This window comes from Pseudobutyrivibrio ruminis HUN009 (assembly GCF_000703005.1).
GTDB classification, from domain to species: domain Bacteria; phylum Bacillota; class Clostridia; order Lachnospirales; family Lachnospiraceae; genus Pseudobutyrivibrio; species Pseudobutyrivibrio ruminis_A.
Genome location: NZ_JNLH01000001.1, coordinates 1,510,156 through 1,532,846, shown reverse-complemented (window position 1 = coordinate 1,532,846; position 22,691 = coordinate 1,510,156). Strand labels below are relative to the sequence as shown.

General features: G+C 38.6%; 17 protein-coding genes. 1 reads left to right on the top strand and 16 read right to left on the bottom strand.

Going from position 1 to position 22,691, the window contains the following annotated elements:
• Positions 1-13: 13 nt before the first annotated feature.
• The 10 genes from BO15_RS13155 to BO15_RS0106955 all read right to left on the bottom strand — a co-directional run bounded on the left by BO15_RS13155 (position 14) and on the right by BO15_RS0106955 (position 15,199).
• Positions 14-4,804, bottom strand: a complete 4,791-nt coding sequence (locus tag BO15_RS13155) for an ATP-binding protein (protein WP_052169817.1) — start codon at positions 4,802-4,804, stop codon at positions 14-16.
• 15 nt (positions 4,805-4,819) lie between these two features.
• Positions 4,820-6,163: an HD-GYP domain-containing protein gene (locus tag BO15_RS13150; RefSeq protein ID WP_052169816.1), complete on the bottom strand. Its 1,344-nt coding sequence runs from the start codon at positions 6,161-6,163 to the stop codon at positions 4,820-4,822.
• Positions 6,164-6,286: 123 nt separating this feature from the next.
• Positions 6,287-6,919 carry a precorrin-2 dehydrogenase/sirohydrochlorin ferrochelatase family protein gene (locus BO15_RS0106990; RefSeq protein WP_033153586.1) on the bottom strand — a complete coding sequence of 211 codons (633 nt, stop codon included), beginning with the start codon at positions 6,917-6,919 and terminating at the stop codon, positions 6,287-6,289.
• 65 nt (positions 6,920-6,984) lie between these two features.
• Positions 6,985-7,926: a LysR family transcriptional regulator gene (locus BO15_RS0106985; protein ID WP_033153584.1), complete on the bottom strand. Its 942-nt coding sequence runs from the start codon at positions 7,924-7,926 to the stop codon at positions 6,985-6,987.
• 4 nt (positions 7,927-7,930) lie between these two features.
• Positions 7,931-8,674 carry a tRNA threonylcarbamoyladenosine dehydratase gene (locus BO15_RS0106980; RefSeq protein ID WP_033153581.1) on the bottom strand — a complete coding sequence of 248 codons (744 nt, stop codon included), beginning with the start codon at positions 8,672-8,674 and terminating at the stop codon, positions 7,931-7,933.
• 81 nt (positions 8,675-8,755) lie between these two features.
• Positions 8,756-9,574: an ATP-dependent sacrificial sulfur transferase LarE gene (gene larE / locus BO15_RS0106975; protein ID WP_033153579.1), complete on the bottom strand. Its 819-nt coding sequence runs from the start codon at positions 9,572-9,574 to the stop codon at positions 8,756-8,758.
• A 10-nt stretch (positions 9,575-9,584) separates the two neighbouring features.
• On the bottom strand, positions 9,585-10,844 hold the full coding sequence (hisS, locus tag BO15_RS0106970) for a histidine--tRNA ligase (protein ID WP_033153576.1): 1,260 nt from the start codon (positions 10,842-10,844) through the stop codon (positions 9,585-9,587).
• Positions 10,835-12,274, bottom strand: coding sequence for a coproporphyrinogen dehydrogenase HemZ (hemZ, locus tag BO15_RS0106965; RefSeq protein WP_033153574.1), 1,440 nt, complete (start codon positions 12,272-12,274; stop codon positions 10,835-10,837). Before hemZ ends, hisS begins: the two co-directional genes overlap by 10 nt.
• Positions 12,271-12,894, bottom strand: coding sequence for an MBL fold metallo-hydrolase (locus tag BO15_RS0106960; RefSeq protein ID WP_033153571.1), 624 nt, complete (start codon positions 12,892-12,894; stop codon positions 12,271-12,273). The genes hemZ and BO15_RS0106960 overlap by 4 nt, the downstream gene beginning before the upstream one ends.
• A gap of 1 nt (position 12,895) precedes the next feature.
• A complete protein-coding gene (locus tag BO15_RS0106955) occupies positions 12,896-15,199 on the bottom strand; it encodes a RelA/SpoT family protein (RefSeq protein ID WP_033153569.1) in 2,304 nt (767 codons plus the stop codon).
• Between the two features lie 165 nt (positions 15,200-15,364).
• Here BO15_RS0106955 and BO15_RS0106950 point away from each other — a divergent pair, with 165 nt between their 5' ends.
• Positions 15,365-17,002: an ABC-F family ATP-binding cassette domain-containing protein gene (locus BO15_RS0106950; protein WP_033153566.1), complete on the top strand. Its 1,638-nt coding sequence runs from the start codon at positions 15,365-15,367 to the stop codon at positions 17,000-17,002.
• 155 nt (positions 17,003-17,157) lie between these two features.
• Here BO15_RS0106950 and BO15_RS0106945 read toward each other — a convergent pair whose 3' ends face one another.
• The 6 genes from BO15_RS0106945 to BO15_RS0106920 form a co-directional block, all read right to left on the bottom strand.
• Complete coding sequence (locus BO15_RS0106945) at positions 17,158-18,444, bottom strand: ABC transporter permease (protein ID WP_033153564.1); 1,287 nt, start codon at positions 18,442-18,444, stop codon at positions 17,158-17,160.
• Entirely contained in the window at positions 18,444-19,196 is a 753-nt protein-coding gene (locus BO15_RS0106940; protein ID WP_033153562.1) for an ABC transporter ATP-binding protein, read from the bottom strand. Before BO15_RS0106940 ends, BO15_RS0106945 begins: the two co-directional genes overlap by 1 nt.
• Before the next feature lie 9 nt (positions 19,197-19,205).
• Positions 19,206-20,621 (bottom strand): efflux RND transporter periplasmic adaptor subunit, encoded by a 1,416-nt coding sequence (locus BO15_RS0106935; protein WP_033153560.1) that lies wholly within the window; start codon positions 20,619-20,621, stop codon positions 19,206-19,208.
• A gap of 127 nt (positions 20,622-20,748) precedes the next feature.
• The gene (locus BO15_RS0106930) at positions 20,749-21,489 is read right to left on the bottom strand and encodes an ABC transporter permease (protein ID WP_033153557.1); all 741 of its coding nucleotides are present in this window, start codon (positions 21,487-21,489) and stop codon (positions 20,749-20,751) included.
• Complete coding sequence (locus BO15_RS0106925) at positions 21,489-22,199, bottom strand: ABC transporter ATP-binding protein (protein ID WP_033153555.1); 711 nt, start codon at positions 22,197-22,199, stop codon at positions 21,489-21,491. Before BO15_RS0106925 ends, BO15_RS0106930 begins: the two co-directional genes overlap by 1 nt.
• Complete coding sequence (locus tag BO15_RS0106920) at positions 22,199-22,558, bottom strand: GntR family transcriptional regulator (RefSeq protein ID WP_081828579.1); 360 nt, start codon at positions 22,556-22,558, stop codon at positions 22,199-22,201. The genes BO15_RS0106925 and BO15_RS0106920 overlap by 1 nt, the downstream gene beginning before the upstream one ends.
• Between the last annotated feature and the right edge of the window lie 133 nt (positions 22,559-22,691).

Sequence of the window (22,691 nt, the reverse complement as noted above, 5' to 3'; positions counted from 1 at the left end):
CTATGTAATTATATCATAGTTGCAACAATTCCTCTATTTTATCCCAATCAAACACTTTTAATAACCGTTCGATTTCAAATATTGTTTTTTCATCATCACTTGGCAATTTATAAGTATTTAATTCTTCTATAAGCATTTTTATAGAATCATAATCCATTTGTGTTACTAACTCTTTCAATGCCTCATACGCGTCATTTAATTCTTCCTGCGAAATCTCCTGCTTAGGCTCTTCTCTATCAGAAGCTTTAGCTTCCTTCTCATAGATATTTATCATTTGGTTGTAAATCCTTGTGTAAATATCTAATACCTGATTCGTATTTGCGATTATCGCATCTACGTTTTTATCCTTTCCAGCCATTTCAAGTGCCAACGCCTTTTCAGATAAATCATTAGCACCTATAAGTCTTGCAGATGACTTTAATGCATGAACTTGAATAGTATAATTCTTAATATCCATGCAATCATAATAATCCTTTATCATCTGAATTCGTTCCTTGGCTGTTTCGTAAAAGCTTTTACAAACTACAAGATAAGTATCTACATCTCCTGCTGCCAAGATTCCTGAATCAACATCGATTTCTGGAATCTGGCGCATGTCTGAAATACTATCCCCGTACCCATCAGAATTATTCTCTTCTTCATCTGTTCCTTCAACATCAAATTGCTTCTTATCATCTGGCAAGTACTTTTCTATCATGGCCTCAAACTTAAGACCATCAATTGGTTTTGACAAATAGTCTGAAAAGCCTACTGCCAAGTACTCCTCCTTTGCCCCCTTTACTGCATTTGCAGTAAGAACAATGATAGGAGTAACATTATTAATCGGGCAAGTTCGTCTTATAGCAGCGTATGTTTCCTCTCCACTCATTCCCGGCATCATTGCGTCTAAGAATATAATGTCGTACTTTTTAGCATGGCATAAATCTACCGCAATCGGTCCTGAAGGCGCCGTATCAACCTGAATCTGAATACGCTTTAACAAGTTCTTTGCGACAATCAAATTCATTTCTACATCGTCAACTACCAAAATGTTGGCATTTGGAGCATGGAAGGACTCCATAGCATCTTCGGAAACGGCAATGTCAGCCTTTTTCCTATAATCTCCTAGCTTTTCCTCTCCCTTTACCGGTTGAATAATGGAAAATGCAAAAGTTGAGCCTTCGCCATAGACACTGGTAACCTCAAGCTGACTATGCATTTTTTCAAGAAGACTCTTTGTAATGCTCATGCCAAGACCTGTGCCCTCAACCTTTTTATTCTTCTGTTCATCAAAACGCTGATATGGCGAAAACAGCTTTTCAATATCTTCTTCCTTGATGCCTATACCTGTATCGCTTACACTAACCTTGAGCATAATATCCTCGTCTGACTCTCGAGAATAATCCATTTTAAATGTAACTCCGCCTTCCTGCGTATACTTAACAGCATTACTCAGAATATTGATAATAATTTGCTCTATTCTAACCTCATCTCCATATAAAAACTGAGGAATATCCGGATTTATATCAACATTAAAGCTAAGCTTTTTATCATCAGCCTTTGGTTTAATCATGTTAATCAAATCATTAACTAGTATGCTTAAATCATAATCACTCTCAATTAATTCCAGATTACCCGATTCAATCTTTGAAAAGTCCAAAATATCGTTAACTAGAGCAAGCAAAGTCTTACTGGCATTTCTTATATCTCTTGCATATTTTTTTGTTGTTTCTTCCTTTGACTCTCTTGTAATCATAGTTCCCATGCCAATAATTGCATTAATAGGAGTTCTGATTTCGTGAGACATGTTAGCCAAAAACTCTGACTTCATCTTGTTAGCCGCTTCTTCCATCCTAAGAGTTCTTTCCAAGGCAGCAGTTTTTTCAGCTTGTAATTTTTTTACAACTTCCTCATGCTCAATATTTTGTTTTTTGGTTAACGTATATACGGCTCCATTTGCAAATGAAACTATTACTGCAAAAACTATTAAACTTACTTCTAGATAAAAATATATCTTGAAGGCTGTAGTTTCATATGCTTCTCGTTCTTTTATAATTGTATATTGTTGTTCTACTAGAACTCTATTATCGTCATTCAACACTTCTATATTAAACTTATATGTCCCGTAAGGTAGACGGTAATAGGATATTGTTCCTAGTTCACTTGCTAAAACCTTCTTTTTTTCTATATCAACACCTGATAGATAATATCGTATATACGGATCACTAGGAGTGAAGTTATTTAAATCTAAGGTAAAATCTGCCCTCTCTACTCCTCTAGGAATAACTATTTCATCCATAGTGGTAATAGGCACGTATTCTCCATCATAAGAAACACCTGTTATCTTTGTCTTATATGAATCAATATTCATTCCATAATTATCAAGATTCAATGAATATATTCCTGTGCTTCCACAAAGGAAAATTGTATTATCTTCAGATACATAATTCCATGCATTACTTGTAAGGCTTCCTGGCAGCCCCTTATTAGAATCCAACAAATTATAAACATTTGCTGACAAGCCTGCCATCAGGTCTTCATATCTAACTACATAAATACCTGCTCCGCCAAATATAAATACGTTGCCACTTTCCGATTGATATAAATCAAAGTTGTTAAAATATGGTATGCCGGTTAACTCTCGAATCTGATATTTATGATTCATATAACAAAGCCCACTTCCAGTCATTATAAAATAGCCATTTCCAACTTTATCAGCCACTATTCTGAGGATAACACTTGAACATAGCCCATCTTCTTTCGTTATATATTTTTCAACCTTGCCTTCTTTTATAACAGCTATTCCATCACCGTCACTGCCTGCAAGTAGTGTGCCATCCTCCTGCTCTAAAGCATTTAAAATTGTTGCATTATTTAGTTCATTTCCCAGTTCAAGTGTACTTTCAATCTTTCTATCCTTTATGAAAGTTAATCCACTTTCACTAGAAACCAGAATTCTACCATCTGATAGAGTTAGTAAAAATCGCTGTTTTCTATCTGTAATCTGATTTTCATCCTGCACATATTGATAAAACTCTCCAGTATCTGAAACAGCCATTAAAGGTTTGCCATAACCAGCTATAACTAAATTGCCATCTTTGTCCTCAGACATTGATCTAATTCTTGTTTCCGCGTAAAATTCAGTAATCTCATTGTATACGGCTTTACCAGTGACATAATCTAAAATTACAAGTCCATCATCAGTTCCAATATAAAACTGATTATTTTTGTTTTTTATAACATTTGCTACCGCTGGTGAAATATTATAAACACCAAATGTATCAACAAAAGCAGACTGACTTAAGCATAGTAATCCACGTCGATAAGAGGTAAACCACAAATCTCCTTGATAATCCTCAAATATTTGTTCCACAGAGCTGTCAAAGCTTCCTGTATTAATGTGACTTACATTTCCCTCTTCATCTACAAATCCTATTCCAGAATCAGCCGCAATGTAAATCAAACCGTTACGATGAAAATACATTTCATTAATATATGTAAAATCAGGAGTATCAATAGTTTCTATTTTGTTGTAGGCTCCATCGACATACTCATATTTGTAGATACACTGTATATCTGTGCCTATATATAAATTATCTTTAGAATCATAAGCTATTGTAGTCGCTTCATTACATTCAAATGAATTTTCCACCTCATAGCTATCTGTAGAAAAAACAGTAATATTTCCAACAGTATCAAGTACAGCAACATGCCCATTGCTATCAGCAGCTTCCTTTGATACATAACCAATATCATCAAAGGATTTAATGATTACTGGTTTTTCATCCTCAACTTTTACAATTTCGAGCCCTGCTGTAGTTCCTACAAAATAGTTTTCTTTGCCATCTTCAACAATGGCTCGTACAGAATTGGCTGACAACCCATTATCAGTATCTAACACACCTACAGACAAATCGTCATGAACTACTGACAGACCTGCCCCATTGGTTCCGACCCAAAGCCTATCATTTTCATCCACATACAAGCACTGTACAGATCGAATAGATTCCACGGAATCAAGCAAATCGAAGTTTTTGCCATTGAACCTGTACAAGCCTCCGTATGTACCGACCCACATGCTTCCATCGGAGGTCTGCGCCAAATCATTTGCACATCCACCAACTAAGCCATTATCACTATTGTATATACGTTGAACAAAATTGATGTTCATTTCGGCTTTAGCATTTATTGGACCAATAAATGCTAAGGCTGTAGAAATTGCCAAAAGCGTCAAGGTAACTTTTGCTCCCAATACTTTTTTCAATTTAGCTGAATTCTTTTTTCTGAAATACCATTTATAAAGCTTTCTGACTGTATAAATAAGCATACAGCTCACAAATGCGTCTGCAAAAGCCACAAAAAGACTGCATATAGCAATGCAAGAAAACAGACTGCCACCTAAATTCGTAATATAAGCTGCTAACGCATCTATTAGATAGTTTCCGGCATACTCTGGATAGTTGATATACGATACGACAGTTAACATAATACCTTGTAATATTGCAAATGTAAGGGCTAAGCTTATCGTAGAGAAAAACCTATTAAAAAATCTATTGTTTCTGCTCAATAAATAAATAAAAATAGCTATTAATGCATCGATAACAATAAAAGCTATATCTTCTGCCACAAAAAACTTTGCAAGAAGGCCACCAATGATTGCCGCTAGAAGGCCCACTATCCATCCTCCGTAATAAGAAGCATAAATAATTCCTGTAAGATTCAGATTTCCTGGGAATTTCAGTAGATGTGCTCCCCCTCTGCACAATAGTATTATTACTATACCCTGTATTAAAATTTTGAGCTTTTTCTTGTCTATGTTAACCATTTAAAAACTCCCCAACTATTCCTCAATGGTATCAATAATTTTTAGAAACACGTCTATAATAAGTGGATCAAACCATGTTCCCGAATTATCTTTAAAGAATAATTTCATTTCTTCTAGATTATACTTTTTACGATATTCTCTATCCTGACTAATATCATCATAGGCATCAGCGACAGCAATAATTCTTGCAATTAAAGGAATATCCTCCCCTTTCTTGCCCATTGGATAGCCTTTTCCATCAAAGCGTTCATGGTGATACAATGCTGCTGCAGGTGCCAGCTGTATCATCTTTACATTTTCAAGCAATTTTGCGCCTTTAATTGTATGTATTTGTGCAATTTTCTCATCATCCTTTGTGAGCTTGGTTGATTTTCCTAAAATTCTTTCCGGTACTGCATAATTACCTATATTGTGAAGGAGTGCACCATAATACACTACATTACAATCATGCTTATCCATTCCCATTGACTCAGCAATTTTCTTAGCATATTTTGCAACTCTATTAGAATGTTCTTTGTGATAATAATCCTTTTCATCTGCAAGATTGCTACAAATTGTAAACATGTCATCTATTATCTGGGTTTGATAATTCACAGTACTTTCGAAGCCTAAAATAATCCATCCAATTATTGCAGATACAATTATCAGTAAAATCCATGCCGGTATAAGTACAACAAATATCATTCCAGCTGTGCCTGCAAAATAAGATTTAGTAAGATGATATGTCATTACATAGTCAGATAAATCATTGTCCCCCGACAGACTATACAGGATAAATCCAATGTTGGACTGACCTGAGAGCTCCGATGTTGACTTAATTGGTACTTCTCCAGAATCACTACCTGTTTTTGGATGATATATAAAATAATCACCACTATTAAGAGGAATAAGCAAATCCTGTCCTGCCAAATAATAATCAAGAGTAATATCACTTACGTTATAATCTCTCAAATCTAAAGTCTGAATGTTTTCTACGCCATTCTTAAACTGATGAATTTCCATAGTCCCATTCCAGGCATTATTAATCCAACAGCTTTCCCGAACATATACCTTCAACTGCCAATCTGTTAAGAGACACTTTGAATTGTTTACTACAGTAGCTTCATAGATTTTGCCATTAATAACCATATCATCGAAAGCATCATTCTTTTCCCAAGAATCTGTAAGCATCCCCCTAGGATGAATATCCGCTATAACATCCATGGATACAGTATCTGGTGTATAATATCTTTCCTGGCTATTAAACTTGTTAACTTGAATCACATGAAATACAAAAGAAATAATGATGATAGCAAAAGAAATTCCTAAGATTATAAACAATCTTTTTATTAGTTTTCTTGTTTTCTGTAATGTACTCATACTCTCACCCCTCGTTATATAAAATAACACTTCTATTGTACCCAACTTTTGCAAAAATGTGTTTTTTTTGACAAAAAATACACAAAAAAAGACCTTTTTTCAAGGTCTTTTTCTTAGATATGTTTATAATGTCATACTAATAGCGCCTAGAAGCTCCTCAACCTCTTCATCTGTTGGAATTCCTTCGTAGCAAAGAGCATAGTCTATAAGCTGCTCAAAGGCACTTTTCCTAGATGATTCAAGCGGGAACAGCTCTGTAATCGGTTGTCTCCATCTACCAAGCATCTCGTTAAGCTCTCCAAGCTTTGGTGTAAGCACCTCTTTTTCTTTATTTCTAAGAAACTGAGTAAGGGCAGGGCTATTTCCACTGCTAGAAAATGCTCCCACCAAATTTTGTTCTTTAATATATGACGAGAAAATAAAAGAACATTTAGCCTGGTCGTCTACAACATTAACTGGAATACCTCCTTCATTGCACATCATAGAAATCTGAGCATTCAGCTCATTATCGTTAGTTGCAACAACAACCAACTTGCGATCCTGAAGGTCAAGTGGTGTAAACTCGCGCTGTTCTAAGAGAAGATGATCCGTCTCCTCAGATAAAGCAGCCAATTCCATAGAAATTTCTTTGGCAATTACATGTACCTTTGCACCAAAATCAAGAAGTACATTTACCTTTCTAAGGGCTACTTCACCGCCACCTACAACCAGACAATTGGTATCTGTTATATCTACAAACATTGGAAAATATGCCATATCCACCTCCTTGATACGCTTTCTCATCATCAGTGTATACACTATAGCAAAAATATGTGAAAAAACTATTCTTCGTAAATAACGCTCTTATCAATTTGAGATAATGCAATATCTATCTCTTCCAGATACTGCTCACCTATCTTACTCATAACAGAGTTTTTCTTGGTGATATAGCCTATTTCCATAATACTATTAGGATTCTCTTCATCCCCTTTGTAAGGAACAACCACATATCCGTCGCTATTCAAGTCGCCCCATACAATTCCAGAGCACAGTGTATAACCGTTCATTGCTCGAACCAAATTAAGCATAGTTGATCTGTCAGTAACTCTTACAGTCTGAGGATATATATTCTCGCTAAGAATCTCTTCTGCCAAAAACTCACTATTTTCTCCTTGTTCAAAGGAAAGACAAGGATAATCCTTCAAGTCATCAAACGTAATATATTCTTTTTGAGCAAGTGGATGCTCTCCCCACAAATAAACAAAAGCACGGCACTTGATTAGTGGATGGAACTCCACTGAATGTTCATTGAAAAGCTTATTTAAAGCCTTTCTATTATGCTCACTGATGTACAAAATACCGATTTCGCTTTTAAGAGTGCTGACGTCCTTTATAATATTGTGAGTTGTGGTCTCTCTAAGGGCAAAATCAAACTGATTCATATCGTATTCTTTTGCCATATCAATGAAGGCTCTTACAGCAAATGTGTAGTGCTGAGTTGATACACCAAACTTTCTTTTGTATGTGCCTTCATCCTTATACTTTTGCATTACAATATCGTATTGACGATAGAAGCCTCTGATGTCATCCAAGAATTCCTGCCCCTCAGGTGTTACAATAACACCCTTATTGGTTCTCATGAAAATGGTCAACCCCACCTCATTTTCAAGTTCTTGAATAGCACTGGTAAGTGTAGGCTGAACAATATAAAGCTTCTCCGCGGCTTTGTTCATAGACCCCATTTCTTCAATAGTTAACGCGTACAATACTTGTTGTAATGTCATAGTTTTATTCCCCTATTTTGTCTCTGCTAAATCCGTTAGTTAAATCCTTAATAACCTCACTGGCTAATACTAGACCTGCGGCCGATGGTGCAAATGCTATAGAACCTGGAGTCGCCCTTTTTCCAGGATTTAATGGCTCCACATCCTCCGTCTCTATTGGGCTAACTGGCATTTCATCAGAAAATACCACTTTCAAATCCTTAACCCCACGCTTTTTCATCTCTTTACGCATTACCTTTGCCAATGGGCACATTGTTGTTTTATAGATATCAGCAACTCTAAATCTACTTGGATCAAGCTTATTGCCAGCACCCATTGCGCTTATAACAGGAACTCCAAGCTCCTTGCATTTCATAATTATCTCTATCTTTGCAGTAACTGTGTCTACTGCATCTACCACATAATCGTAGCTGTTAAAATCAAATTCATCAGCATTCTCTGGAAGGAAAAAGCACTGATGAATGGTAATGTCTGCATCAGGATTAATGTCTAGCATTCTTTCCTTCATTACCTCCACCTTTTGCCTTCCCACAGTAGAATGAGTAGCTATAATTTGGCGATTGATGTTTGTAAGGGAAACAGTATCATTATCAATCAAATCAAAATGGCCAACGCCACTTCTTACAAGGGCTTCACAAACATAACCGCCGACACCGCCAATTCCAAAAATGGCAACTCTTTTATTCTCCAACCCCTCCATGGCTTCCTTGCCAAGAAGAAGTTCTGTTCTTGAAAACTGATTTAACATAATTACCTCTATAACAAAAATGAATACCTACTAAATCAGTAGGTATTCATATAATATTTTTTATAATGCTATTTGTCAATATTACAAGCTCAATGTTTCATTCATACTTCCGGTACGATACCCCTTTAAATCAAGGGCCACGTATGCAAAACCATATTCCTTAAGCTTGTCATATACCTTTAATCTGAATGCTTCGTCGTACATTCTAGGGAAATCAGAAGGACTAAGTTCAATTCTCGCAACATTGTCTCCATGAATACGTACTCTAAATTGTTTGAAGCCCTCGTCCAATAAAAACTGCTCTGCTTTATCAACCATGGAAAGCTTCTTTTCAGAGATTGTCTCACCATATGGGAAACGGCTTGCAAGACAAGCAAATGACTGTTTTTCTGCTGTTGGAAGCCCCAGCTCCTTTGAAAGCTGGCGAATTTCTGACTTCGTAAATCCGATATCTCTCAGTGGGCTTTTTGCTCCAAGCTCTGCAACAGCCTGTAAACCTGGGCGATAGTCTCCATTATCATCAAGGTTGGAACCTTCAGCAACGTAGTCTATCCCCTGCTCCTTGGCAAGTGCAAACATCTTTTCAAAAAGCTCCTTCTTGCAAAGATAACATCTATTTGGTGGGTTCTGTGCAAACCCGTCTATTTCTAATTCTTCTGATTCAACGATGAAATGTCTTACTCCAAGAGATTTAGCATAGTCGATTGCTTCATTTAGCTCTCTCTTTGGGAAAGAGCAAGACGATGCAGTCACCGCAATAGCATTGTCCCCTAGGGCATCATGTGCTGCATAAAGAAGAAATGTGGAATCAACTCCACTGGAAAATGCCACTGCCACCTTACCTAAATCTTTAAAGTATGCTTTTAAGCTTTCATACTTGCTCATCAATTCCTGATTCATAATCTACCTTTTATCGATTAAAGAACTCTACAAATTCCTCGTAGCCTTCACCTGAAAGCTGTTCCTTCTGGAACTTTTTATTTTTGTTCATACGAACAACGAGAACTGTATTGCCCTCTGCACGTGCAGCCTTTGCCTGAGCCATAACCTCAGCAAGCTTCTCTGCTGGATAACCCTTTTCAACAAGGTATGCAATCTTCTTGCTAGCGCCAGGAACCTTGAAGCCCTGCTCCATAAGAAGAAGGATGATACGCTCAAATCCGATTGAGAAACCACAAGCTGGTGTGTTCTGGCCTGTGAAGTTACCAATCATCTTGTCGTAACGTCCGCCACCACCGCAGCTTCCACCGAACTCAGGGATAGCGATTTCAAAAATAGTACCTGTGTAGTAGCTCATACCACGTACAAGTGTTGGATCAAATACAAGCTCAAAATCAGCTTCCTTTGTTGCATTAACTGCAGAAGCGATTTCTCTCATCCAATCTGCAACTTCAACATCGAGGAAATCTCCAAGCTTATCAAGAAGAATGTTCATTCCTTCTGCAACATCCTTAACATTTTCAAGTGCTGCAAAAAGACCAACATACTTGTCGATTGACTCCTGTGAATATCCTGACTCAAGAAGCTCCTTAGAAACTCCATCAAGACCAATCTTGTCCATCTTATCAAGTGTAATAAAAATTGAATCGTAATCTTCCTCTGCAAAACCTGCATAAGCTGCCATTGCCTTAAGAATACGACGCTCGTTGATGCGGATTTCGAAGTTCTTGAAGCCGATACGTCCAAGTGTTGTAGTTGTAGCAAGGATAAGCTCTATCTCCGCAAGGTTGCTAGGCTCTCCAAGAATATCGATATCACACTGTGTAAACTGGCGATAGCGACCACGCTGAGGTCTGTCCGCTCTCCAAACAGAACCAATCTGAAGTGACTTGAATGGTGATGTAAGCTCATTTGCGTGATTTGAATAGAAACGGCAAAGAGGTACTGTAAGGTCGTATCTCATACCAAAATCTACTACATCATCCTCAGTCTGCGCCTCAGGGATGTTAAGCTTTTCTCCACGCTTCATTACCTTGAAGATAAGCTTTTCGTTTTCGCCACCCTGCTTATTAGAAAGGTTGCCGATTGACTCCATTGCAGGTGTTTCGATTGGAGTGAATCCGAAAGAACGATATGTGTCCTTGATTATAGAAGTAACGTAGTCTCTAACTTCCATTTCATATGGAAGGATGTCTTTCATTCCATTAACTGGTTTCTTGTTTAAAGCCATTTTAAATCCTCTCTAAGTCTTTCTCTTTTTCTATCTATCATTTCATCAATTCTGTCAATGTATAATTGAACGTCCTTGACATTTTCACATCTAGTAACTGTCTTGCCATGGTCAGCAACAAACTTGCATGAACAGCCAGCACCAAGTGCCATTATAGTTTGTTTCTCTTCCATTATCAAGATATTGTAAAGCCCCTCTTTACCTGGTGTTGCATAACCAATATTCTCAAGATTTGCAGCCATATTTTTCTGGCGGTAAAGATAATATGCATTCATACCCATATGATGTGCACAGTCCAGACAAATATCCATATGAGTCTGTGAGTTTTCGATTAAATAATCATCATAAGACTCTCTGTCAATATTGAGACGTGCGGAATGCTTAAGCGCCAAAGAATGGACAGTTAAGTTGTCCGGTGCCATCTTTTCAACTTCATCAAGAGTGTACTTCACATCCTCAATGGTCTCCCCAGGAAGGCCAAGAATCAAATCCATGTTGATGTTATCGAAGCCGAGTTCTCGAGCCCAGCCATAAACACGATGAATATCCTCCACCTTATGGAATCGGCCAATCAAATCCAAAGTCTTTTGATTCATTGTCTGTGGATTGATTGAAATACGGCTAACTGGATGATTCTTCATAATCTGAAGCTTTTCGTATGTGATGGAATCTGGTCTGCCAGCTTCGATTGTGTATTCCAAAAGTGATTTTGTATCAAAATACTTGTCTACCAATGTAAGCAGCTTTTCCAAATGCTCCTCATCCAAGGATGTTGGTGTACCACCACCAATGTAGATTGTGGTCAGGCTCTTTTCTTTGCATGCTTCAGCTGTAAAAGCCATTTCCTTTTCAAGAGCATCCAGATAATCATCTAGCTTCTTCTTCCATAGTCCTATTGGGTATGAAGTGAATGAACAGTACAAACAAGTACTTGGACAGAATGGAATTCCAATATAGACCGAATAACCATTGTCGTAATCTATCTTTGATAAAAGCTCATGCTCCTTGTGAGAAACCTGAAGACTCAAATTGATTTTAGCGTCCGAGGTGCGGTAGGTATCCTTCATGTATGAAGCAATAGCCTCATCATCTGCGCCATCTTCTATCATACCAAGGCTGATTTTGGTTGGGCGAATACCTGTAAGTGTGCCCCATGGCAATTCTTTACCAGTGCGTTTGCTAAGACTTTCGTATATTGCAAGCTTCAAACGATTTTTTGTGTCTGGTCTGTCAGAATAGTCGATTTCGATTTCCTTGCCATCTAACGTAAGAACATTGTCTGAGTAATTAACCTGCATCGAAAAAAGAAGCCCTGCATCCTCAGGTGTGGGCTCTGTAGAGATTTTGACCTCTTCCTTTGGATAAAAGGCTTTAACTAGTGAATAAATATCATATTCAAAATTATCTTCGTTTAATTGTATGTAAATCATAAAAATGGATTGTATATCCTTTCTGTACCGATAGTGGTTGGCTCGTTATGACCAGGGTAACAGATAGTATCATCTGAAAGAGTCATAAGCTTTGATTTGATTGACCCAACCAACTGGCTCATGGAACCACCTGGGAAATCTGTGCGTCCCACAGAACCACTAAACAATGTATCTCCGGTAAAAACTATATCTTCATTAGGAAAATAGAAACAGCATCCACCTGGTGTATGTCCTGGTGTGAAAAGGCACTTGATATGAAGTCCTGCTAAATCTATTTCCTCGTCGTCCTTTAAGAAAACATCTGCGCTGTAGCTTTTGGAATCTCCAAACATATCTCCTGATAAGTTGATGCTTGGATTCTTTAATTCCTCTGCTGTAGCTTCATGTGTGTAAACCTTTATGCCATATTCCTTTGCCGTGGAAGCAGCCTCTCCAGCATGATCAAAATGACCGTGTGTCAGAAGGATTGCAACAGGCTTTGTGCCAGTGCTTTCCACTGCAGACTTGATACGCTCAAAAGCTGAGCCTGGATCAATTATGATTGATTCATTTGTGTCTTCGTTTATGGCTATATAGCAGTTTTCTGCCGCTGCCGGCAAAAGTACTTTTACTACTTTCATCTTATCCTCTAGGTCTTTCTACATCGATGATAGACTCAACCTGTTTAATCTTTTCAACAAGTGAACGAAGCTGCTCACGGCTTTGTGTACCAAACTTGATAGTAATAGTTGCAACGCCCTGCTTGCTTGTCTTTGAATGGATTGAATCGATATCTATCTCTCTTTCGGTGAATATGCGAGTAATATCAACCAAAAGTCCTGTACGGTTATTTCCGTAAATGTTGATTTCTGTAAGGTATACTCCACCCTTCTTGCCATCTTCCTCTGCGTCGCGGGCCCACTCAGCCTCGATAAGACGCTCTTTTTCGAATTCTGGAAGATTAATCATATTGATGCAATCGGTACGGTGAATTGATACACCTCTTCCTCTGGTAACAAAACCTACGATTTCATCACCTGGAACTGGATTACAACACTTTGAAAAACGAACTGAAACATCGTAAAGTCCGCTAACTGTAATACCATTTTTAGACTTTGGTTTAGCTTCCTTGCCTGAGCCAGAATGCTCTGCCAATATTTCTTCGTCAGTAACCTTAACTGGGTGGTCTTTCTGCCATGCCGAGAACATTCTGTTGATGACAGCACCTTCTTTTATGGCACCCTGACCTACAGCTGCAAGGCAATCCTCCCAGCTGTGGAATCCGTATTTATTTATGATGATTTCCTGATATTTAGGCTTGTTGATATCACCTAAATCAACACCCTTTTGCTTTGCCGAACCAATAAGAAGTTCCTTACCTTTGGCGATATTTTCGTCCTTGGACTGACTGCGGAACCACTGATTGATTTTATTTTTGGCCTGAGAGCTTTTGACAATGCTCAGCCAGTCACGACTTGGGCCGTTTGTATTCTGAGATGTGACAATCTCGATACGGTCTCCGTTTTGGATGACGTAATCGATAGGCACTAGCTTGCCATTAACCTTTGCGCCAATCATTCTGTTACCTACTGCAGAATGAATCGCATAAGCAAAATCGATAGGTGTAGAACCATTTGGCAAGTTCTTAACATCACCTGATGGGGTGAAACAAAATACTGTATCAGAAAACAAATTAAGGTCTGATTTTAATAAGGAAGAAAACTCTTTGTTATCAGAGATTTCCTGCTGCCACTCAAGGATTTCTCGCAGCCAAGAAAGCTTTTCTTCCTCGCCCATAACAGTGGAGCCTTCACCGCTCTCCTTGTATTTCCAGTGGGCAGCGATACCGTATTCGCTGGTACGATGCATTTCGTATGTACGAATCTGGATTTCAAAAGGCGCACCATTAGGTCCGATAACTGTAGTATGCAAAGACTGATACATGTTTGGCTTTGGCATAGCAATATAGTCCTTGAAACGACCTGGAATAGGAGTGTACATTTCGTGGATAACGCCAAGTGCCGCATAACAGTCCTTGATAGAATCTACAATGATTCGAACTGCAAATAAATCGTATATTTGATCGATGGTCTTGTGCTGATTAACCATCTTTTTGTAGATGCTGAAGAAATGCTTTGCACGGCCATAAACCTCGGCCTCGATTTCCGCAGCCTTTATGTGCTTAGAAACATCCTCTACAAGAGAATTGATATATTCTGTACGCTGACTCTTTCTGAGTGCGATTTTTTCAACTAAGTCATAGTAAGCATCTGGCTCTAGATACTTAAGCGAAAGGTCATCAAGCTCGATTTTAACCTTGCTAATACCAAGACGCTGAGCAAGTGGAGCGTAGATTTCCATGGTCTCACGTGCTTTTTCCTTTTGCTTTTCAGGACGCATGTACTTCAAGGTACGCATGTTGTGAAGTCTATCTGCAAGCTTGATAAGGATAACACGGATATCCTTTGCCATAGCAAGAAACATCTTACGAAGGTTTTCTGCCTGGATTTCTACCTTATCCGCATCATAATTTAACTGACCTAACTTTGTGACACCATCCACAAGCTCTGCAACTTCGTCAGAGAACTCTGCTGCTATCTCTTCCTTCGTATAGATGGTATCCTCAACGACGTCGTGAAGAAGACCAGCCACGATTGTTTCTTTATCAAGTTCCAAATCAGCAAGGATAATTGCAACGCAAAGTGGATGAATGATATATGGCTCACCAGATTTACGCACCTGTCCCTCATGGGCCTTATGCGCAAGGTTGTAGCCCTTTTCAATCATAGAAATGTCTGTATTAGGATGATATTTGCGCACTCTATCAATGAGCTCCTTGTAGAGCTCGTCCGGATCAACAAAGTCCGCAGTAGCGATGACACCCTGGCTTTCAAAGGCAATATTGTTTTCTAGCTTTTCTAATTCGTCCTTGTTTTGAACTGCCATGATATCACCACCTTCCATGAAAAAATTATTAAATATTATATAATTTAACAGGCTAAAAAGCAATAATAAGGGGGCTAAAAATAGGCAATTTTCTAGACAATATTAAAAATTTTTGTTATCATATGTCAGGTTTTACATAGTTTGATTTATGAAAGGATTATTTATATGATACAAGCTAATAACGTTACTCTTCGTTTCGGCAAGAAAGCCCTTTTCGAAGAGGTTAATATCAAATTTACAGAGGGTAACTGCTACGGTATCATCGGTGCTAACGGTGCTGGTAAGTCTACTTTCCTTAGAATTTTATCTGGTCAGTTAGAGCCTACTAGCGGCGAAATCACAATGAGCCCTGGTAACAGACTTTCATTCTTAGAGCAGGATCACTTCAAGTATGATGAGTTCACAGCTCTTGATACAGTAATTATGGGTAATCAGCGTCTTTATGACATTATGAAAGAAAAGGACGCTATCTATATGAAGGAAGACTTTTCTGATGAGGACGGTATCCGCGCAGCTGAGCTTGAGTCTGAGTTTGCTGAGATGGATGGTTGGAATGCAGAAGCAGATGCTGCTACTCTTCTTAACGGCCTTGGTGTTGATACAGAGTTCCACTACACACAGATGTCAGAGCTTCCTGGTGCATTAAAGGTCAAGATTCTTCTTGCAAGAGCACTTTTCGGTTCACCTGATGTACTTCTTCTCGATGAGCCTACTAACCACCTTGATTTGGATGCTATCGCATGGCTTGAGGAGTTCCTTATCAACTTCGAAAACACAGTCATCGTTGTATCCCATGACCGTTACTTCTTAAATAAGGTATGTACACATACTGCAGATATCGACTACGGCAAGATTCAGCTTTACGCTGGTAACTATGATTTCTGGTATCAGTCTTCACAGCTTATTATTCAGCAGCGTAAGGAAGCTAATAAGAAAAAGGAAGAGCAGATTAAAGAATTACAGGAATTCATCCAAAGATTCTCTGCTAACGCTTCTAAATCTAAGCAGGCTACATCACGTAAGCGTGCATTAGAGAAGATTCAGCTTGATGACATCCGTCCATCTAGCCGTAAGTATCCTTACATCGATTTCAGACCAGCTCGTGAAATCGGAAACGAGGTTCTTTCAGTAGAAAACCTTACAAAGACAATCGATGGCGAGCTTATCCTTGACCACCTTACATTCAACGTTGGTCGTGAGGACAAAATTGCTCTTGTTGGTTCAAATGAAAAGGCTAAGACAGTTCTCTTCCAGATTCTTGCTGGTGAGATGGAGCCAGACGAAGGAAGCTACAAGTGGGGTGTTACAACATCTCAGTCATACTTCCCTAAGGACAACACAGAGATTTTCAACACAGACCTTCTCATTGTAGATTGGCTTACACAGTTCTCTGAAATCAAGGATGCTACTTATGTTCGTGGATTCCTTGGTCGTATGCTTTTCGCAGGCGATGACGGAGCTAAGAAAATGAAGGTATTATCCGGTGGTGAAAAGGTACGTGTACTTCTTTCACGTATGATGATTGAAAACTCAAACGTACTCATGCTCGATGAGCCTACTGACCACCTTGATATGGAATCAATCACAGCACTTAACACTGGTCTCCAGAAGTTCTCAGGAGTTATCATCTTCTCTTCTCGTGACCACGAAATCGTACAGACAACAGCAAACCGTATCATCGAAATTCTTCCTAATGGAAGCATGATTGACAAGATGACTACATACGACGAATACCTTGAGTCAGACGAAATGGCTCGTAAGCGTACAGTACTTGAGTTATCTTCTGATGAACTTGATGATTAATTAATATTACAAAAGCCACTATGTTACGCTACATAGTGGCTTTTATTTTACTTAATTGACAAGGATAGACGCACACATTTTAATTGCCTGCGGCAAAGGGGTGTGCGTCGTGGCATACTTGTTTCTACACTTCGTTAGAAACAAGCATGCTATTGCTACTCGTATCTGAGCGCATCGATTGGATTTAACTTCGCCGCCTTGTTGGCTGGATAGTATCCGAAGAAGATACCGATAGCCATTGAGAAGGCCACGGCTACTATGATACTCTGTGCAGATACTGCTGCCTCATATCCCATCAGCTTAACAGCAACTGTACCAAGAACTACACCAAGTATAATTCCGATGATTCCACCGATTACGCAGATAACAACTGACTCAGTTATAAACTGCATTCGGATAGAACTGTTTGTAGCACCAAGGGCTTTTCGTGTACCGATTTCCTTGGTTCGCTCTGTGATTGATACCAGCATGATATTCATAACACCGATACCACCAACTACAAGTGATATGCCGGCGATTACCGAAAGTGCCAGCTGAATCATACCTATCATGGAATTCATTGAATCCATCATAGATGTCATACTTACAACCATTACTTCATAAGTGTCATTTCTAGAATAGTAATTTACATTAAAGAAATCACGTGTTTTTATAGCAAAATCATCGTTGTTTGTATTTACTGAAGTAACGATTGTGAAGTAGTAATCGCCCTTATTTTGATTATGATTAGCTGTTCTAGCTGTCTCGTAAGGAATTACAAGCTCTGTTGTTGGATTGTCCGATACGCCAAAAGAAAACTTATCCTCTACATATTCGTATACACCAACAATGTAATAGTTATAATATGTTCCCGAAACATTGACTTCTACTTCTTGACCAAGAGCTGCTTTGCTATCGCCATCATACATTCGCTCAACAAATTTGTCTGTTACAAGACAAACCTTCTTTGCATTTTCAAAGTCCTGGTTGAGGAACTGACGTCCTGCAACCATTTTGTAATCCTTAAATTCAAAGGTATCTTTGTTATATCCAACAATTTGGACATTGGCATTTTTATTGCCATCAACAACCTTACCCTTGTCACCAACATTTTCCATTTTCAGGATATACTGAACGTCATCAGGGAATTCGTCCTTATACGCCTGAATCATCTCATCAGTAATCAAATCGCTGTCAGTCATTTCTCTGACATATCCATCACCGTAACTTGTTCCATCTTCATTAGTTTGGTCTGTGGATTTTTGCATAACACCCATTTCAAGGTTGTTTGCGCCAAGATCCTGCATAGTGCTGTTTACAATCAATGTGATAGAATTACCAACTGTCATAATTGCAATAACGGATGCAATACCAATGATGATACCAAGCATAGTCAGAAGGGAGCGCATTATGTTAGCCTTAAGTCCTGCTAAGGCAACCAGTATGTTTTCTGTAAATAACATTACTCCACCTCCTTCTTTACGCCAGCGCGTTCATCAGAAGAAAGCCCCTTCCAATTGCCCTTTGACTCACCAAGGATTGTGCCATCCTTTATAGTGATAATTCTGTCTGTCTCCTGAGAAAGCTCAGGCGAGTGGGTAATAAGAAGAATTGTCTTTCCCTGCTCCTCATGGAGCTTGTGGAATATATCCATTATCATTCGTCCAGTAGCTGAATCCAGCGCACCAGTAGGCTCATCTGCTAGGATGATTGCTGGGTCGTTGGCCATAGCTCGTGCAATGGCTACACGCTGTTTCTGTCCACCAGAAAGCTCGTCTGGGTTGTGATGCATTCTGTCTGTCATGCCAACTTCTTCAAGTAGCATCTTTGCTCTGTCTGTACGCTCACCACGTCCCATTCCTGCGTACATCATTGGAAGTTCAACGTTTTTAAGTGCGTTGGTTCTCGCAATAAGATTGTAGGTCTGAAATACGAAACCTATCTTTTTGTTTCTAAGTGCAGACAATTCATGATCTTTTGCTTTTTCAATATCAACCCCATCAAGGGTGTACTCACCAAGAGTTGGTCTATCTAAGGCACCGATGATGTTCATCAGCGTGGATTTACCAGAACCTGACTGTCCTACAATGGAAACAAACTCTCCCTGATTAACAGTAAGATTGATTCCATGAAGGACCTCAAATTCATTTGGTGTGCCGATGAAAAAGCTCTTATGAATATCACGAAGGTCTAGCATTAAATCTCCTGCTGCCATAACGACCTCCTATTCAATAGTCATATAGTCCATAATATCTGTACTAGGTGCATCGCTAACGATTGCCTCTACAGTCATGCCTTCTTTGATTCCGTCACCAGAAATCTCTACATAATAATCGCTTTCAAGTCCCTTGTTAACTGGGATATCCTTCTTTGTTCCATCATCGGCGATAGATGTTACAAAGAAGCTTCCGTCATCCTTCTGCTGAACGCAGTCATAAGGTACTGCAAGTACATCTGAAACAGAATCAAGAACGATGCTTGCTTTTGCTGTCATACCAACACGGAATCTATCGTCTGTTCCATCCATCTTAATCTTTAATTTGTATGATGCAGCGCTTCCTGCAGTTGACGATGCTGTAGCTGCGCCATATGCTGATGAAGCAGCTGATGCACTTGTTGTTGCCTCAGATGCAATCGATACAAATGAAACTGTACCAGTGAATTCCTCATCTCCTGTGGCTTCAAACTTAACTGTAGCTGGTAAATCCTTCTGGATATTTGCTACATCATATTCATTAACTGTTGCCTCTACAATGAATCCGCTTGTATCAGCTATCGTAAATACGGTATTACCCTGTGTATAGTTATTCCCCTCTTCAACGTTCATTGTAAGGATATAGCCTGAAATAGGTGCCGCAACTTTTGTCTTGTCCATGCTCTCGTAAAGATCATTTTTAGCATCTACCTGTGTGTAATTCTGAGCATAGTTCTGCTGCATCTGAGCAAGTTCAATCTTGTTCTGAGTTGTGCGGATTTGCTCCTTAAGAGCATCAACTTCATCCTCAACTGCCTCATATCCCTGAACTGAAACTGGCTCGCTTCTGCCGGCTGCCGCTGCTGATTCTCTGTTCCAACGCTCTACTACAGATGGGTCAGAATCCTTATATTTCTCGTACTGATCAAAGGCATCCTTAAGGTTTTCATAGATTGCCTTGTTATCATCAAGCCACTTCTGCTTTTCGTCAATCTTCTTCTGAGTGTCTTCGATGGATTTTTGCATATCCTCGATGCTCATGCTAGCTTCAGTGTTTGTAATATCGTTCTGAAGATTGAGCTCTGTAAGCTTACGCTCATAATCATCACCGTCAAACTCAACTACTGTCTGGCCCTTTTCAACGTAATCACCTACTTCATAATTTACAGTAGAAACCTTTACGCCTGTAACCCCTGTGCCACCAAGTGTTGATGTAACAGTAAGTGTCTCATTTGCTGTAAGTGTTCCAGTAACACCAACAGACTTTTTCAAATCCATCTTTTCCACAGTAGATGTGACTGGCTCGTTTTGAGCATCAATCATAGCCTGGGCCGCAACTTGTGCTTTGTGTCTTATAAACAATATAACGCCAACAATGATAACCAGAACAATGATTAGCTTCAAATGCTTTTTACAGAAGCCACCTATTTTCTTTATAACGCCCAATTTCATCCTCCTTTTGAACATATCCTGGGTAAGGTATGTTCGTATAACTTTTTCATATCTTGTTTAGTGTAATATAATCCACTGTAATGTAAATACTTTTAACTTTTATTTAAGAATCTTTTTAGATTTACACTGAAAGCTTATTATCCATTAACCATGCTGATGCAACATAAAGAATTACTGAAACAACTGCATAATAAACAATCTGGATGATTACACGTGTTGTATTAAAATCCAATCCCTCATCAATAAATACTCCAAGTAATTTGCTGAGGCCGATTGATATTGCAATAAAGATGCAGAAGCTAAGAAATCCATTGTATTTCTTGCCGTTTAATAGTGTCGCGCAGATGATTACAGCGAAGAAACCTAAGCATACTGTGGAAATCCAATTTACAACTGATGCAGCACTAATCATTGCAAATCTGTATGAATCAACGTAATAGCTTTCGCCTAAAAAGGCATTTATAAACTCAAATAACTCTTTAAACTCTCCATAAGTAGCAGCCAAAATAGAAACATCAGCAATTGCAAGCGCTACAAAACATACGCTTACTACTATGATTGAGCTTGCATTTTCAATAAGCTTTGCGCCTAAAATCTTGAAGCTATTGTTTGGAGTCATAAAAAGCATGTAGCTTCGCTTTGTATTCAAATCACGACTAAGTGTGTAAATACCAAATATACCAATAATAAACACAGAACACACAGCTATCATAGAAAGAAGTGTTACACCTATTGCTAAAAAGCCTTCCTTCTGCATGAAAACACCAATTAAAAACATCACCTCAAATATAGCTGTTATAACAAGGATTATTCCCTTCATTGACCATGATTTTCTGAATTCGTATTTAATTAAGTTTCCCATTATGCTATTCCCTCCAAAACTAAATTAGAAAATACCTGGCGGTATTTATCAGCCAACGATACACCTTCTGTCATACGTAAACCTTCTACATCAAATACACCTACAAGCTGTGCTTGCTTAATGAAAATAGCTTTATCAACAACAGACTCAAGCTCTTCTACCAGGTGACTTGAAATAAGAAGAATCTTATCCTCTGATGCTGCATCAAGAATCATGTTCATAACCTCATCTCTTGCAAGCAAATCAATTCCGTTTAATGGCTCATCTAGCATGTAGATTTTTGCATCTCTAGCCATAGTAACTGCAACCTTTAGCTTAGCCATCATACCTGATGAAAGTGATTTCACCTTTTGCTTCATATCCAAATCCATGCTAATAACCATATCTGTGTAGTTATCCATAGAGAAATCTGCAAAGAAATCCTTATAATATTTTCCAACATCCCCAACTGTCATCCAATCATAGAAATATGGCTCAGTAGACATATAGGCGATTTCCTTACGACTTTCAATACCGATTGGAGAGTCTTTGTAAAGTACCTCGCCAGATGTAGGTTTTATAAGGCCTGCTGCCATCTTCATCCAAGTAGTCTTACCGCTTCCATTAGGACCTAGCATTGCATAAATGTGTCCTGGTTCGAGGCTCATTGTTATGCCATCTACCGCGGTTTTGCCAACAAATTTTTTAGTAACATCAACACTTTTTAACATCACATTTCGTCCTTTCTACTTCTAATCATTTCTATTGCTTCTTCATTAGTAATTCCAAGCTCCATGATGCTTTTCAAAAATAGATTTAAAGCATCCTTCGCCATTTCCTGTCGACATGCTTTGATGATATTCACATCATCTGTCACAAACGTGCCCATGCCTCTTTTGGTGTAACATACACCCTCCCTTTCCAGCTCCTGATAAACCCTAGCGGCCGTGTTTGGATTGATTGTATATTTAACAGCTAGCTCTCGGCTTGATGGAAGCTTTTCTCCGCATTTAATACGTTCGTTAACAATATCCATTTTGATAGAGTTAATTACTTGTAAGTAAATGGGCATCTTTGAATCAAACTGCATATTCACACTCCTCCTGTGTCATGTACTACTGTACTATCTGAATAGTACACTAGGTTAATAGTGCTGTCAACAGTTTTTTTTACACATTTATATTTTTTGTTGTAAAATGTTTTCTAGGGCTTTGTTTACTGCC

What these genes read in the sequence shown, in the direction of transcription:
- BO15_RS13155 (WP_052169817.1), bottom strand. Translation starts at nt 4,804, where the DNA reads ATGGTTAACATAGACAAGAAAAAGCTCAAAATTTTAATACAGGGTATA.
- BO15_RS13150 (WP_052169816.1), bottom strand. Translation starts at nt 6,163, where the DNA reads ATGAGTACATTACAGAAAACAAGAAAACTAATAAAAAGATTGTTTATA.
- BO15_RS0106990 (WP_033153586.1), bottom strand. Translation starts at nt 6,919, where the DNA reads ATGGCATATTTTCCAATGTTTGTAGATATAACAGATACCAATTGTCTG.
- BO15_RS0106985 (WP_033153584.1), bottom strand. Translation starts at nt 7,926, where the DNA reads ATGACATTACAACAAGTATTGTACGCGTTAACTATTGAAGAAATGGGG.
- BO15_RS0106980 (WP_033153581.1), bottom strand. Translation starts at nt 8,674, where the DNA reads ATGTTAAATCAGTTTTCAAGAACAGAACTTCTTCTTGGCAAGGAAGCC.
- larE (WP_033153579.1), bottom strand. Translation starts at nt 9,574, where the DNA reads ATGAATCAGGAATTGATGAGCAAGTATGAAAGCTTAAAAGCATACTTT.
- hisS (WP_033153576.1), bottom strand. Translation starts at nt 10,844, where the DNA reads ATGGCTTTAAACAAGAAACCAGTTAATGGAATGAAAGACATCCTTCCA.
- hemZ (WP_033153574.1), bottom strand. Translation starts at nt 12,274, where the DNA reads ATGATTTACATACAATTAAACGAAGATAATTTTGAATATGATATTTAT.
- BO15_RS0106960 (WP_033153571.1), bottom strand. Translation starts at nt 12,894, where the DNA reads ATGAAAGTAGTAAAAGTACTTTTGCCGGCAGCGGCAGAAAACTGCTAT.
- BO15_RS0106955 (WP_033153569.1), bottom strand. Translation starts at nt 15,199, where the DNA reads ATGGCAGTTCAAAACAAGGACGAATTAGAAAAGCTAGAAAACAATATT.
- BO15_RS0106950 (WP_033153566.1), top strand. Translation starts at nt 15,365, where the DNA reads ATGATACAAGCTAATAACGTTACTCTTCGTTTCGGCAAGAAAGCCCTT.
- BO15_RS0106945 (WP_033153564.1), bottom strand. Translation starts at nt 18,444, where the DNA reads ATGTTATTTACAGAAAACATACTGGTTGCCTTAGCAGGACTTAAGGCT.
- BO15_RS0106940 (WP_033153562.1), bottom strand. Translation starts at nt 19,196, where the DNA reads ATGGCAGCAGGAGATTTAATGCTAGACCTTCGTGATATTCATAAGAGC.
- BO15_RS0106930 (WP_033153557.1), bottom strand. Translation starts at nt 21,489, where the DNA reads ATGGGAAACTTAATTAAATACGAATTCAGAAAATCATGGTCAATGAAG.
- BO15_RS0106925 (WP_033153555.1), bottom strand. Translation starts at nt 22,199, where the DNA reads ATGTTAAAAAGTGTTGATGTTACTAAAAAATTTGTTGGCAAAACCGCG.
- BO15_RS0106920 (WP_081828579.1), bottom strand. Translation starts at nt 22,558, where the DNA reads ATGCAGTTTGATTCAAAGATGCCCATTTACTTACAAGTAATTAACTCT.